13 protein-coding genes are annotated in these 13,149 nt (G+C 67.6%); 7 read left to right on the forward strand and 6 right to left on the reverse strand.

All coding sequences use genetic code 11. From position 1 onward, the window contains the following. The first annotated feature begins 31 nt into the window (after positions 1-31). The 3 genes from ILT46_RS07490 (at position 32) to ILT46_RS07500 (ending at position 3,626) form a co-directional block, all read left to right on the forward strand. Positions 32-1,324, forward strand: coding sequence for an acyl-CoA dehydrogenase family protein (locus tag ILT46_RS07490; RefSeq protein WP_199504012.1), 1,293 nt, complete (start codon positions 32-34; stop codon positions 1,322-1,324). Positions 1,325-1,452: 128 nt separating this feature from the next. Beyond that, on the forward strand, positions 1,453-2,547 hold the full coding sequence (locus ILT46_RS07495) for a Zn-dependent alcohol dehydrogenase (protein ID WP_199504138.1): 1,095 nt from the start codon (positions 1,453-1,455) through the stop codon (positions 2,545-2,547). Beyond that, positions 2,544-3,626: a phosphotransferase family protein gene (locus ILT46_RS07500; protein ID WP_199504013.1), complete on the forward strand. Its 1,083-nt coding sequence runs from the start codon at positions 2,544-2,546 to the stop codon at positions 3,624-3,626. Before ILT46_RS07495 ends, ILT46_RS07500 begins: the two co-directional genes overlap by 4 nt. Before the next feature lie 18 nt (positions 3,627-3,644). Here ILT46_RS07500 and ILT46_RS07505 read toward each other — a convergent pair whose 3' ends face one another. Next, the gene (locus tag ILT46_RS07505) at positions 3,645-6,029 is read right to left on the reverse strand and encodes a S8 family peptidase (RefSeq protein WP_199504014.1); all 2,385 of its coding nucleotides are present in this window, start codon (positions 6,027-6,029) and stop codon (positions 3,645-3,647) included. Between the two features lie 120 nt (positions 6,030-6,149). Between ILT46_RS07505 and dapD the strand changes: the two genes are divergently transcribed. Beyond that, positions 6,150-6,986, forward strand: coding sequence for a 2,3,4,5-tetrahydropyridine-2,6-dicarboxylate N-succinyltransferase (gene dapD / locus ILT46_RS07510; protein WP_199504015.1), 837 nt, complete (start codon positions 6,150-6,152; stop codon positions 6,984-6,986). Between the two features lie 81 nt (positions 6,987-7,067). Then, complete coding sequence (locus ILT46_RS07515) at positions 7,068-7,367, forward strand: hypothetical protein (RefSeq protein ID WP_199504016.1); 300 nt, start codon at positions 7,068-7,070, stop codon at positions 7,365-7,367. A 15-nt stretch (positions 7,368-7,382) separates the two neighbouring features. Here the strand turns inward: ILT46_RS07515 and ILT46_RS07520 are convergent, their stop codons facing one another. After that, a complete protein-coding gene (locus ILT46_RS07520) occupies positions 7,383-8,672 on the reverse strand; it encodes a dipeptidase (RefSeq protein ID WP_199504017.1) in 1,290 nt (429 codons plus the stop codon). A 99-nt stretch (positions 8,673-8,771) separates the two neighbouring features. On the opposite strand from ILT46_RS07520, the gene ILT46_RS07525 reads away from it, so the two are divergent. After that, positions 8,772-9,182: a DoxX family protein gene (locus ILT46_RS07525; RefSeq protein ID WP_199504018.1), complete on the forward strand. Its 411-nt coding sequence runs from the start codon at positions 8,772-8,774 to the stop codon at positions 9,180-9,182. Here the strand turns inward: ILT46_RS07525 and ILT46_RS07530 are convergent. Next, the gene (locus tag ILT46_RS07530) at positions 9,175-9,429 is read right to left on the reverse strand and encodes an SWIB/MDM2 domain-containing protein (protein ID WP_199504019.1); all 255 of its coding nucleotides are present in this window, start codon (positions 9,427-9,429) and stop codon (positions 9,175-9,177) included. The two genes, ILT46_RS07525 and ILT46_RS07530, sit on opposite strands and share 8 nt — an antisense overlap. 69 nt (positions 9,430-9,498) lie before the next feature. Beyond that, positions 9,499-10,113 (reverse strand): YbhB/YbcL family Raf kinase inhibitor-like protein, encoded by a 615-nt coding sequence (locus ILT46_RS07535; RefSeq protein WP_199504020.1) that lies wholly within the window; start codon positions 10,111-10,113, stop codon positions 9,499-9,501. A gap of 227 nt (positions 10,114-10,340) precedes the next feature. Between ILT46_RS07535 and ILT46_RS07540 the strand changes: the two genes are divergently transcribed. Beyond that, positions 10,341-11,780 (forward strand): S41 family peptidase, encoded by a 1,440-nt coding sequence (locus ILT46_RS07540; protein ID WP_199504021.1) that lies wholly within the window; start codon positions 10,341-10,343, stop codon positions 11,778-11,780. Positions 11,781-11,787: 7 nt separating this feature from the next. On the opposite strand, the gene ILT46_RS07545 is transcribed toward ILT46_RS07540, so the two are convergent. Continuing rightward, positions 11,788-12,117: a hypothetical protein gene (locus ILT46_RS07545; RefSeq protein WP_370592379.1), complete on the reverse strand. Its 330-nt coding sequence runs from the start codon at positions 12,115-12,117 to the stop codon at positions 11,788-11,790. After that, positions 12,114-13,070, reverse strand: coding sequence for a COG3650 family protein (locus ILT46_RS07550; RefSeq protein WP_199504022.1), 957 nt, complete (start codon positions 13,068-13,070; stop codon positions 12,114-12,116). The genes ILT46_RS07545 and ILT46_RS07550 overlap by 4 nt, the downstream gene beginning before the upstream one ends. Positions 13,071-13,149: the final 79 nt, after the last annotated feature.

Raw genomic sequence — 13,149 nt, forward strand, 5'->3', positions numbered from 1 at the left:
CTGTTATGATACCACTTGAAAGGACTGCCTGATGGATTTCGAACTTTCCGACCGCCAGCGCCATTGGCGCGACCGGGTGCGCGATTTCATCGACCGGCACGTCGCCCCGCGGATGGACGATTATCATGCCGAACAGGCCAGCGGTGACCGCTGGAAGGTGCTGCAGGTGATCGAGGAGGAAAAGGCCCGCGCCAAGGCGCAGGGGATCTGGAACCTGTTCATGCCGCCACAGGGGCAATTGAGCCATGTCGATGACACGTTCGAATTCGACGGCCCCGGCCTCACCAATCTCGAATACGCCCTCTGCGCTGAGGAAATGGGCCGCTATGGTTGGGCGAGCGAGGTGTTCAACTGCGCCGCGCCGGATACCGGCAATATGGAGGTGCTGCACCGCTATGGCACCCGCGCGCAGAAGGATGAATGGCTGCGCCCGCTGATGGACGGCGAAATCCGTTCCGCCTTCCTGATGACCGAGCCGGCCGTCGCCTCGTCGGATGCAACCAATATCGAAACCCGGATCGAGCGCGACGGCGATGAATATGTCATCAATGGCCGCAAGTGGTGGTCCTCTGGCCTTGGCGATCCGCGCTGCAAGATCGCCATCGTCATGGGCAAGACCGATGTCGAAACCGACCGCCACCGCCAGCAATCGATGGTGCTGATGCCGGTCGACGCGCCGGGCGTGACCATCATCCGCCATCTGCCGGTGTTCGGCTATGACGATGCGCCGCACGGCCACATGGAGGTCGAGCTGAAGGATGTCCGCATCCCGGCGAGCAACATGTTGCTGGGCGAAGGCCGCGGCTTCGAAATCGCGCAGGGCCGCCTTGGGCCGGGCCGCATTCACCATTGCATGCGGACCATCGGCACCGCCGAACTGGCGCTCGAAAAGATGTGCCAGCGGCTGCAGGCGCGCGAGGCCTTCGGCAAGCCCGTGTACAAGCATTCGGTGTGGGAAGAACGCGTCGCCCGCGCGCGGATCGACATCGAGATGACCCGCCTCCTGTGCCTCAAGGCGGCCGACATGATGGACAAGGCCGGAAACAAGGCGGCCAAGGGCGAAATCGCGATGATCAAGGTGCAGGCGCCCAACATGGCGCTGCGGATCATCGACGATGCCATCCAGGCGCATGGCGGCGGCGGGGTGTCGGACGATTTCGGCCTCGCCAATGCCTATGCGCACCAGCGCACGCTGCGGCTGGCCGACGGGCCGGACGAGGTCCACGCGCGCACCATCGCGCGGATGGAGTTTGCCCGCCACGTGCCCGCCAACGCACAGGGCGATCCGGGCTTCAGCTCGGGCGATCTGGGGGTCACGCGCTGATGACAACCGGCTTCGACAAGCTCAGCCTGAGCGGGTTAGGGAACTCACCCCCCGCTCATCCTGAGCCTGTCGAAGGATCATCCTGAGCTTGTCGAAGGATGCTGATCAAGACCCGAACGGAGTAGTCACTGATGAAAGCCGCCATTCTCGAACGCCCCGGAAGCCCGCTGGTGATTGACGATCTCGCCATCGCCAAGCCCGGCCCGCACGAGGTGCTGATCCGCACCGCCGCTTGCGGGCTATGCCATTCGGATCTCCATTTCATCGACGGTGCCTATCCCCACCCGCTGCCCGCGGTGCCGGGGCACGAGGCGGCCGGCGTGGTCGAGGCAGTCGGCAGCGAGGTGCGCACGGTCAAGCCCGGCGATCACGTCGTCACCTGCCTCAGCGCGTTTTGCGGCCATTGCGAGTTCTGCGTCACCGGCCGGCTGGCCCTGTGCCTCGGCGGTGACACGCGCCGCGTGGAGGGGCAGGCGCCGCGCCTGACCCGGGCGGGCAGCGGCGAGGTGGTCAACCAGATGCTCAATCTGTCAGCCTTTGCCGAACAGATGCTGGTCCACGAACATGCCTGCGTGGCGATCGACCGCGATATGCCGCTCGACCGGGCGGCGGTGATCGGCTGCGCGGTGACCACCGGGGCGGGCACGATCTTCAACGCCTGCAAGCTGGTGCCGGGGGAAACCGTCGCGGTGGTCGGCTGCGGCGGCGTCGGGCTGGCGGCGATCAACGCTGCGCGGATCGCCGGCGCGGGCCGGGTGATCGCGGTCGATCCGGTGGCCGAAAAGCGCGATCTCGCCAAGGTGCTGGGCGCGACCGATGCGTTCGATCCCACCGCCGATGGCGCGGCCGGTGCGATCCTCGAGCTGACCAGGGGCGGCGTCGATTACGCGGTCGAGGCGGTCGGGCGGCAGGCTTCGGCCGATCTCGCCGTCCAGCTGCTGCGGCGCGGCGGCACGGCGATCATCCTCGGGATGATGCCGCTCGACTGCAAGGTTGGCCTGTCGGCGATGGATCTGCTTTCCGGCAAGAAGCTGCAGGGCGCGATCATGGGGATGAACCGCTTCCCTGTCGATCTGCCCCGGTTGGTCGATTTCTACCTGCGCGGCCTCCTCGATCTCGACACGATCATCGCCGAACGCATCCCGCTCGCCGGGGTCAATGACGGGTTCGAGAAGATGAAACAGGGCCATTCCGCCCGCTCGGTGATCGTGTTCGACCAATGACGTTGCCCCCCGCAATCGATGCGCAGACCGCTTTTACCGGCACGGTCGAGCCTGAAGGCGATGACCGGCTCGACACCGCGCGGCTGACCGCGTGGATGGAGGCCAATGTGGCGGGTTTCGCCGGACCGCTGGCGATCGCCAAGTTCAAGGGCGGGCAATCGAACCCGACCTACCGGCTGGACAGCCCGTCGGGCAGCTATGTCCTGCGCCGCAAGCCGTTTGGCCCGCTGCTGCCGTCGGCCCATGCGGTGGACCGCGAATATCAGGTGCAATCGGCGCTGGAGCAGACCGGCTTTCCCGTCGCGCCGCAGCATGGGCTGTGCACCGACGATGGCGTGATTGGATCGTGGTTCTACGTCATGGGCATGGTCGAGGGGCGGACGATCTGGGACGGCTCGATGCCCGGCGCTGGGCCAGCCGAGCGGCGCGCGGTCTATCACGAGATGGTCGATGTGCTCGCCCGCCTCCACGCTGTCGATCCGGAGGCCGCGGGCCTTGGCGAATATGGCAAGCCGGGCAATTATTTCGGTCGGCAGATCGGGCGCTGGACCAAGCAATATCGCCTGTCCGAAACCGAGCGGATGGAGGAGATGGAGCAGCTGATCGCATACCTGCCCGCAACCATCCCCGAACAGACGCGCACCAGCGTGGTGCATGGCGATTACCGGATCGACAACATGATCTTCGCCGCCGACCGGGCAGAGGTGCTCGCGGTGCTCGACTGGGAGCTGTCCACACTGGGCGATCCGCTGGCGGATTTCACCTATTTCTGCCTCGCCTGGGTGACCGAGAATGGCGGTCGGTCAGGGGTCGAGGATCTCGACCGGGTCGCGCTCGGCATCCCCGAGCTGGACGAGGTGGTCGAACGCTATGCCGCCGCCACGGGGCGCGAGCGGGTGCCCGACATGAACTGGTACTTCGCCTATAATTTCTTCCGTCTCGCCGGGATCATGCAGGGCATCAAGAAACGGGTCATCGACGGCACGGCGTCCTCCGCCCATGCCAAGGCCATGTCCGAACGGGTGCAGCCGCTGGCCGAAACCGCCTGGCGCTTTGCCAAGGCCGCCGGCGCGGAATAGGCGCTGGATGAGGGCGGGCTAGAAGCCGCGGCTCCATTTCAGCACCAGTCCGGCATCGTCGGGCGCGGCGGCCTGATGGCCCGGTTCGCGGCGGTAGAACAGGCTGACCGCGCCGTCGCCCGACCATAGCGGCCCGCGCCAGCCCAGTTCGCCCATCAGCTCGCGCCCCTCGGGCGACAGCGCCACGCTGCGCGTGCCCCATTGGGCAGTCTCGCTGGCATAGTCATAGCCCGTCGGCAGGTTCAGCTTGAGCCCACCGCCCGTCACGCGGAGCGGCTGCGCGAGCCGCAGGCCGACACTGTCGCCGCGCATCAGCGCACCGCTGCGCGTCAGGTCAACCGACCAGCCGCTGCTGGCAAAGCGCGAGCCGGCGGCAATCTGGCCGCCCTCTGCCGCTGCGGTCAGCCCCCGCCGCAGATCGGCGCCCAGCCGCCAGCCGGGGGCGAAGGCGTATCCCGCCCCTGCATCGAGGAACAGGCTGTCCGCCCCGCCCGCCCCTAGCGCCCGGTGGAACCGCGCGCCGAGCACGGTGGCATCTTCCTGCATCCAGCTCAGCACCAGCCGCGTATCCACCGCGCTGAAGCGCCGGTCGGCGGCGGCCGAGAAGGTCCGCGTGGCAAGCGCACGCCCGTCGCCGATGAGGTCATGCGCGCCGAGCGAGGGCGTATAGGCGCGGCCCTGTTCGGCCGCCAGCGTCACCCCCCACGGCCCGATCTGGCGGCGCAAAGCGACCGCTGTGCCCGGCTGATAGGCCACCCCGGCATCGCCGCCCGCGCTGCCCGCAATCAGGAAGGCGGGCCGCTGCTGGCCCTGCAATTGCGCGGTCAGCCCGTCAGCCCCTTCGGCAAAGGCGAGGCCGAGCTGCGTATCGCGGCCCAGCCGCAGCGCCAGCCGTCCGGCGAGCACGCGGGCGCGTTCCGCCTCCTCGTGGCTCAGCCGCAGCGGCGCGGCCCACACGCCGGCGGTCCGCCGCGCATCGACCGTGAAGGCCACCGCCGAACTCTCGCTCGCGCCCGAGAGGCGCCGCACCCCGGCATCGACCGCACCCTGTAACCGCCGGGTGCCCTGCGCCGTGCGAAACCCGCGCGCCAGGTCCACCGCATAGGCGCGGTCATACTGGTCGAGCAGCACCGTCTCGGCCGAGGCGCGGGTCAGCGCGTCGCCCATCGGGCCCGATGCGCTGCCCATCGCTTCGCCCAGCGGCACCACCGCCGTCCCGCCGGCCAGCACCGTCGCACCGCGCGGCTGGAAGGCGGCGGCAATATCCATGATCCCCCGCCCATAGACCGTATCGACCCCCGCCGTCCCGGCATCGCGCGCACTCGAGAGCAGGATCTCGACGATCTGCCGGCCGGTAAGATTGGGAAAGGCCTGTTTCAGCAGCGCGGCCGCCCCCGACACTTGCGGCGCGGCGAAGCTGGTGCCCGAAAACAGCGTGACATAGCGGCGCCCGTCCGCCTCGGTTGTGATCAGGATCTCGCTGCCCTGATAGACGCAGCAGATCCGCTCCCCCAGCGCCATCAGGTAGGAATTGGCGGCATTGCCCGCGCGGTTGCTGAAGTCCGAGGCGGTGCGGTCCTCGCGCACCGAACCGACGATCACCACATTGGCGCCGCCTGCGGCAAGGATGCTGGTGGCGAACGGATCGGGCTGGTTGGGGTCGATCCCCGGCTCGCTGCCATCGCCGCCATTGCCCGCCGCGACGACGATCACCGCACCGGCATTGGCGGCGTTGCGCACCGCGGTGACGAGCACCGGGTCGATCGCCCCGCCGCCGAGGCTGAGATTGATCACCGCCGCCCCGGCACTGACCGCGCGATCGATCCCCGCGGCGATGGCCCGGTCGGCAAAGGTGCAGTCGAGGTCGGCATCGGGGGCGCTGGTCCCCGCGCAGGTGCCCGGCGTATCGGCCCTCAGCGCGATGACGTTGGCGCGGTGGGCAATGCCGACAATGCCATTATTGTCGAGCGCGGCCGCCGCGATCAGCGCGACATGGGTGCCGTGATCGTCGATCTGCTGCGCGCTGCGTCCGGCGCCCGTCACATCGGCCGATGCCGGATCGATGCGCCCGGCAAATTCGCGATTGGCAAGGTCGATACCGCTATCAATGATGCCGATCTTGATCCCGGCACCGGTTGCGCCGGCGGCCCAGGCGGTCGGCGCATTGTGAAACAGCGGCCCGTCGGAGCGGTTGACCTCCTCAGTGGCAAACCCTCCGGTCGGCGGCGGCGTGGGCGTGGGCGTGGGCGTAGGCGTAGGCGTCGGCGTCGGAGTGGGGGTGGGTGTGGGCACAGGCGGCGGGGTACTGACCGGCGGCGCGCCTGAGCCGCCACCACCGCAGGCCGACAGCAGCGCCAGCGCACTGATCGCCCCCAATTTGCCCCGCGAACCCATCCCCATCATGCCCGATCCTCAATCTGCGAGGGCCCGTGTCATAACGCGCGGTGATAAGCATTTGCTGAACAAGTCGCCGGAGGCTAGCCCGCACGGCAATACTATCCGCAAACGGAGCCAGATTGCGCCATGACCGAGGACCTCGCCGCCACTATCGAACAGGCGTGGGAGCGCCGGGACACGATCTCGCCCGCGAGCGAGGATGTGCGCGGGCCGGTGGAAGCAGCGCTCGATCTGCTCGACAGCGGCGCCGCGCGGGTGGCGGAGCCCGACTGCGCGGGCGGCTGGCAGGTCAACCAATGGCTCAAGAAGGCGGTGCTGCTTTCGTTCCGGCTACGCGACAATGCGGTGATCGAAGGCGCGGTGGGGGCGCCCGCCTATGACAAGGTGCCGTCCAAATTCGCCGGCTGGGATGAAAGCCGGTTCGTTGAAGGCGGTTTTCGCGTGGTGCCCGGCGCGATCGTCCGGCGCGGCGCGCATATCGGGCGGGGCGTGGTGCTGATGCCGAGCTTCGTCAACATCGGCGCCCATGTCGGCGACGGGACGATGATCGACACCTGGGCCTCGGTCGGCAGTTGTGCGCAAGTGGGCGCGAATTGTCACATCTCCGCCGGTGCGGGGATCGGCGGGGTGCTTGAACCCTTGCAGGCCAACCCGACGATCATCGGCGATAATTGCTTCATCGGCGCGCGCTCCGAGATTGTCGAAGGGGTAATCGTGGGCGAAGGCGCGGTGGTGGCGATGGGGGTGTTCATCACCCAGTCCACCAAGATCGTCGTGCGCGACACCGGCGAAGTCATCACCGGCCATATCCCGCCTTATAGCGTGGTGGTGCCCGGCGCCCTCCCCGGCAAACCGCTGCCCGACGGCACGCCCGGCCCCGCGCTCGCCTGCGCGGTGATCGTCAAGACGGTCGATGCGCGCACGCGGGAGAAGACCGGCATCAACGAATTGCTGCGCGATTGACCGACGCCGCTGGCGGAACCATCATTGCGGCGAACCGTAGCACGCTGCAATCCATACACGAACCGGACGGGGGCATTCATCATGCAGAACAATCATCAGCACCAGCGCGAAAAGGTCGTCGTTGACGGCACCGATGCGAGCGCCGGCAGCAAGCCGGGGATTGTCCGCTGGGTGCTGCTGATCGGGACGCTGCTGGCGATGCTGGCGATGGCCGCCGTATTCTTTGGCGGCGTCGCCTCGGTCGATGAGGGCGAAGGCACGGGTAACGTCAGCACCCAGATCGCCGAGGAGCGTGCCAAGCAGGATGGTCAGGCGACCACCGGCGACAGCTTCACGAGCGAAGCGCGCGCCACGCCGTCGCCCAGCGCCACCGCCAGCTAGTCGCAGATCGCCGGGTCAGTCGGACGCGGCGACCCGGTTTTCGAACGGCGGCGTGCCGGCCATCGCCCGCCCCGCCGCTTCGGCCCCGCGCATCACGCGCATCATGTTGCCGCTGGCGATCTTTTCGAGATCGGTCTGCGAATAGCCGCGCCGTGCCAATTCCTCGAACAGGCGGGGATAGCCCGATACGTCTTCCATCGTCACCGGCCCGGTCGGCATGCCGTCATAATCGCCGCCAATGCCGATATGGTCGATGCCCGCGATGCGGCGGACATGATCGACATGATCGGCCAGTTGCGCAACCGTGGCCAGCGGTGCCGGGTTGGCGGCAGTCCACGCGGCCATGAGTTCCGTCACGCGGGCCGGCTGGCCCTGCCACAGCGAGTTGAGCCGCGCTTCCTCGCCGGCGCGGTTGGCGGTCCACTGGCGCAGTTCCTCGCTGGTATAGGACGGGAAAGCGACCACCATCACGATCCCGCCATTATCCTTCATCCGCGCAAGGATACTGTCGGGCACGTTGCGCGCGTGATTGTTGACCGCCCGGGCGCCCGAATGGCTGAACATCACCGGCGCGCGCGTGTTGTCGAGCACATCGGCCATCGTCTCTTCGGACACATGGCTGAGATCGACCAGCATCCCCAGCCGGTTCATCTCGCGGATCACGTCACGCCCGAAATCGTTGAGCCCCCCATTTTTCGGCGCATCGGTGCCGCTATCGGCCCACGGCGTATTCTTCGTATGCGTCAGTGTCATGTAGCGCGCGCCGAGCGCATACATCTGCCGCAGCACCGCCAGGCTCGAGCCGATCGAATGGCCGCCTTCCATACCTATCAGCGAGGCGATCCGTCCGGCGCGCATGGCGCGGGCGACATCATCGCTGGTCAGCGCCAGCGCCAGATCGGCCGGGTAGCGATCGATCAGCCGGCGGGTGACGTCGATCTGCTCGATCGTCTGCTGCACCGCCTGCGGTTCGGGCAGCGTCGCGGGAACATAGACCGACCAGAACTGCGCCCCCACGCGCCCCTGGCGCAGACGGGTCAGATCGGTCTGCATCACCCGGCCTTGCGGATGGGTCGCGCCGCTGGCGGTGGTGTCGCGGAAATCGAACTCGGCGAGCACATTGCCGTGCCGGCCGCGCAATTGGCCGGGGACGTCATTGTGCCCGTCCCACACCGGCGCGCGGCGCAGCGCCTCGGCCGCGACGGCTTCGGGTGCCTGCTGCGCCGCTGCCGGTGCGGCCATGGCGAGACCGATGACCGCCAGCACCAGACCCGATCCTGCATTCCAGTATTTTGCGCGCGCCATTCGCCATCCCCTGTTCCGATTGCCGCCTATCCAGCCGATAGCAGCGGCAAAGGCAAGCGCGCGTTCGACAGCGCCGGTGTGCTGGGCTAGCGCGCGGACATGGCCCGCCGCATCCTCCGCCTGATCCTGGCGCTGTTTTACCTTGTCGCCGGTGTGCTGCACCTGCTGCGGCCGGACCCGTTCCTGTCGATCATGCCCGGCTGGGTTCCCGCGCCCGGGGCGGTCGTATGGTGGACCGGGGTGGCGGAAATCCTAGGGGCCGCGGCGCTCGCCCAGCCTTTCGCGCCGGCGCTGCGACGCGCAGCCGGGATCGGGCTGGCGGCCTATGCGGTGGGCGTATTTCCGGCAAACATCCAGCATTTCGCGCTGGACATGGCCCGCCCCGATGGCGGGCTGGGGCTGGCCTATCACCTGCCCCGGATGGTGGCGCAGCCGCTGCTGGTGTGGCTGGCCCTGTGGGTCGGCGGCGCGACGGACTGGCCGCTGCGCCGCCGAAGCCCGCTTAGCTGAGGTGCTTGGAAACCGCAGCTGTCATCTTGAACATCGAGATCTGATCCTTGCCGATGACCGAGCCGAGCTTGGCGTCGGGATTGATCATCCGCTTGTCCTTGCTGTCCTGCAGATTGTTGGCCTTGATGTATTCCCACACCTTGGCGGTCACCTGGGCGCGGGTCATCGGGCCCTTGCCGATCACGCCCTCGAGGTCACCCGAGACGGTAACCGGCTTCTGCAGCGCGTTATTCTTCTTCTCAGCCATTTCGAGAATCCTTTCTGTTCACAGGCTAAACATCACCAATCTGCGCCGGGCGGCAAGCGCCACGACGGATTAATCCGCATTTTCCTCGGCATCGTCGTCCCAGTCGCCATCCTCGTCATCATCTTCGCGGCGGGCATAGGTGCCGGTAAGGATCGCCGCGCCGATGACATGCCCGTCCATCGCCGCCATCAGGTCGGCCCGCGTGGCACCGGGCGCCAGCGGGATCGCGCTGTCGAGCGCGAACAGCTGGAACACGTAATCATGGTTGCCATGCCCGGTGGGCGGATCGGGCAGCAGCCATTCGGAATTGCGGAAAGCGTTCTTGCCGACCTTGGGCGGGGTTTCGCCTTCGAGCAGCTTACCGCGCTGCGGAGCGAGACCCCAGACCAGCCAGTGACAGAACGGCTCGGCGCCCGGAGCATCGGCATCCTCGACGATCAGCACCAGCTCCTGCGTGCCGGCTGGCGGCGCGGTCCATTCGAGCGGCGGGGCAACGGCATCTTCCTCGTCAGCGGTGAAGCTGGGGTCGAGCTCCTCGCCATTGGCGAAGGCCGGGCTGGTAAGGTCGAAACCATCCTTGCCGATCAGCCCTTCGCCGCCAAGTTTGACGATTGCCAGACGGCCATGGCCCGCGCGCACATTGATCAGCGCCTTGCCCAACCAGGCGGGTACGTGTTCGAGCATTGCTGCGTCTCTCTCCCTTGGCCCGCACCTTTAGGCGCAGGGTACGCACGCTGCGAGAGTAGAATTTCACCTCGCGCGCAATAGGCTGTGCACAAGTGCCACGCCCGCGGCGAAAAGTGCAGTCACCCGCACGGGCGTTCATCTTGCGGACAGCACGGCTGGGGTGCATTCTGCCCGTCTTTCGCAGCGCCCGCGCTGTGCGCTTGGTTTTTCCGGGAGTCGTCAGCATGAGAATCCGCGGTCGCGCGCTCGTCAGCATCGCCCTTTCGCTGTCTCTGGTCGCCTGCGGCGGCGGCGGCAGTGGCGGCAGCGCCCCGCCGATCAGCGGCACGCCCACGCCCGCGCCCAGCACCAGCCAGTGTTCGCTCTCGGCCCAGCAGGACTGGGTGCTATCGCAGATGCAGGAATGGTATCTGTTCCCGACGCTGCTCGATACGACGGTGAACAAGGCGAATTACACCACGCTGCAGTCCTATATCGATGCGCTGACGGCGCGGGCCCGGGCCGAAGGCAAGGACCGCTATTTTACCTATGCCACGTCGATCGCGGAAGAAAATGCCTATTACAATTCTGGCAGCACCGCCGGGTTCGGGGTGCGCCTCGCCTATGACACCACGCAGAACCGCGTGTTCGTGACCGAGGCGTACGAAAATGCGCCGGCGCTGGCCGCCGGGATCGACCGCGGCAGCGAACTGATCGCGATCGGCACCAGCCCCGCCAATCTGCAAACCGTCAGCAGCCTGATGGCCAGCGGCGGCACGCAGGCGGTGGTCAACGCGCTCGGCCCGTCCGATCCCGGCGTAACGCGCGTGCTGCAGTTCCGCACGGCCGACGGGGTGGAGCGCACGGTGACAGTTACCAAGACCAACTTCTCGCTCGACCCGGTGTCGGACCGGTATGGCGCGCGGATCATCGACGATGGCGGCAAGAAAGTCGGCTACATCAATCTGCGCACCTTCATTGATACGGCCGATGCCGACCTTCGGACGGCCTTTGCGACCTTCAAGGCGCAAGGGGTAACCGAACTGATCATCGACCTCAGATATAATGGCGGCGGCCTGGTGCGCACGGCCGACCTGTTCGGCGATCTGATGGGCGCGGCCTATGTCGGCAAGATCTTCAGCTACACCACGTATCGCGACAGCAAATCGAGCCAGAACGACAGCCATACCTTCGCCGCGCAGCCCGAAGCGATCACGGCGACCAAAATTGCCTTTATCGGCACCAGGGCATCGGCGTCGGCCAGCGAGCTGCTTACCAATGCCTTTATCCCCTATCTCGGCACCAACATGGCGCTGGTCGGGACCAATACCTACGGCAAGCCGGTGGGCCAGAGCCCCCGCGATTTGACGGCCTGCGATCTGCGCCTGCGGGTGGTGGCCTTCAAGACCGAGAACGCCAATCGTCAGGGCGAATATTTCAACGGGCTGGCGCCGGTCGTCCCGCGCACCTGCCAGGCGAGCGATGACATCCGCTATCAGTTGGGCGATCCGCGCGAAGCTTCGATCAAGGCCGCGCTGGACTTCCTCGGCGGCCGCGCCTGCACACCGATGACCTCCTCGTCGGGCGAGATTACCGTGCAGGCCGCGCGTCCGGCACGCGAGGCGCTGCGCAACGAAGGCGACCAGGGCTCCACCGCCGAGCGCGAACTGCCCGGGCTCTACTAGCAGGCGCTCAGCCGGTCCGGCGCGGACGCCGCCGGGCCGGTGGGCCGCTCAGCCGCCGATGATTGGCGCGCACGATCGCGGCGTAATGTTCGATCGCCTTTTCGGTCGCGGCGGCCGGGTCGGTGCCCAGCCCGCCAGTCGCCAGCGCAACCGCGAGCGCCCAGTTCGCTTCGAGCTTTTCGCCCACCATGCGCTGCGCCTCGCGCCGGGCGCCGGGTCCGCCCCAGGCCAGCATCGAGAGACGCAGCCAGATGACTGCATTGGCCTGCGCGCCCAGCGCACAGGCGGCAAAGGCCGCCTTGTGCCAATCGCCCGGCGGCGGCGCAGGCGCGCTCACGAAGGGACCATCCGCAGATTGTCGAGCAGATGTTCGAGATGCGCGCGGCCGAGCCGGCTCCAGACATTGTAGGTGCAGGCCTGCCCGCCGACCCGCACATAGGCCAGCGAGTTCAGCCCTTCACCGCTGCGGTTCTCCGGGGGGTAGCCATCCGCCCCCTCGACCCCGTAACCGGCAAAGGCCGGCTGCGGCAAGGCAGGCAGGTCGCGCATCAGCACCCATTGATCGTCAAGCCGGCGGCGCTGGCTGGCCGCGTCCGCCTCGTCGGCCGGGATCAGGCCCGGGCCAGCCACGCCATAGGCACTGCGCGTGCCGGCGGTATCGAAGGCGACCGCCCAGCCGCCGCTGAAATTGGCCCGCCGCGCGGTGCCGCCCGCCCCGCCATCATCGGCGAAAGCCAGCGCCGCGCAGCGTTTGCGGTTCTCCGCCTTGGCCCATTCGGCGCGGACCAGGTCCGCCGCCACCAAGGCAGCCGGCGTTGCCGAAGCATTCTGGGCGCCGTGCGCTTGTGCCTGCCCATCGTCGGTCCACATCCTCGCCTCGGTCCAGCCGCAGCCATTCAGCGTCTGCTCGCCCAGCCGGACGGTGACGACGAAGGGATAGGTGCGATCGCTCATCCCGTCACTGCATCTGCCCGGCGTCGCCACCAGCGACAGCGCCGCCCCGTCAAGCTGGCCATCCCACGACAGCCCGCCGCGCCCGGCAAAGCGGCGCACGGTAACGGGTGTGCCGTCCTGATTTTCCGGGGTGGACCAGCGCAGCACCGTGCCCTCGACCTCGCCGCCCCAGAACGGTTCTGTGCCGACAAAATGAAACGTCTCGTTCTCGCTGATCCCGTCATAGGGCCGCGTCTCGCTGGCATCGCCAGGCAACGGCCCCGTGGGCGCACCAGGAGATTGCTGGCATCCGGCCAGCACCATCACCACAGGCAGCAAGGCAAGCCGGAGCATCATCGCCTCTCTCTGGGCGCTATCTCAAAGGCTGGCAAGAGGCGGGCGCGCTTGACTTTCCCATATCGGTACTTCCATTGAT

Origin of the sequence: Qipengyuania sp. YIM B01966, from assembly GCF_016461955.1 — a bacterium.
Lineage (GTDB): Bacteria > Pseudomonadota > Alphaproteobacteria > Sphingomonadales > Sphingomonadaceae > QFOP01.

Bases quoted from the DNA above. Each gene is read 5' to 3' on its own strand.
- ILT46_RS07490 (WP_199504012.1), top strand. From the start codon at position 32: ATGGATTTCGAACTTTCCGACCGCCAGCGCCATTGGCGCGACCGGGTG.
- ILT46_RS07500 (WP_199504013.1), top strand. From the start codon at position 2,544: ATGACGTTGCCCCCCGCAATCGATGCGCAGACCGCTTTTACCGGCACG.
- ILT46_RS07505 (WP_199504014.1), bottom strand. From the start codon at position 6,029: ATGATGGGGATGGGTTCGCGGGGCAAATTGGGGGCGATCAGTGCGCTG.
- dapD (WP_199504015.1), top strand. From the start codon at position 6,150: ATGACCGAGGACCTCGCCGCCACTATCGAACAGGCGTGGGAGCGCCGG.
- ILT46_RS07515 (WP_199504016.1), top strand. From the start codon at position 7,068: ATGCAGAACAATCATCAGCACCAGCGCGAAAAGGTCGTCGTTGACGGC.
- ILT46_RS07520 (WP_199504017.1), bottom strand. From the start codon at position 8,672: ATGGCGCGCGCAAAATACTGGAATGCAGGATCGGGTCTGGTGCTGGCG.
- ILT46_RS07525 (WP_199504018.1), top strand. From the start codon at position 8,772: ATGGCCCGCCGCATCCTCCGCCTGATCCTGGCGCTGTTTTACCTTGTC.
- ILT46_RS07530 (WP_199504019.1), bottom strand. From the start codon at position 9,429: ATGGCTGAGAAGAAGAATAACGCGCTGCAGAAGCCGGTTACCGTCTCG.
- ILT46_RS07535 (WP_199504020.1), bottom strand. From the start codon at position 10,113: ATGCTCGAACACGTACCCGCCTGGTTGGGCAAGGCGCTGATCAATGTG.
- ILT46_RS07540 (WP_199504021.1), top strand. From the start codon at position 10,341: ATGAGAATCCGCGGTCGCGCGCTCGTCAGCATCGCCCTTTCGCTGTCT.
- ILT46_RS07550 (WP_199504022.1), bottom strand. From the start codon at position 13,070: ATGATGCTCCGGCTTGCCTTGCTGCCTGTGGTGATGGTGCTGGCCGGA.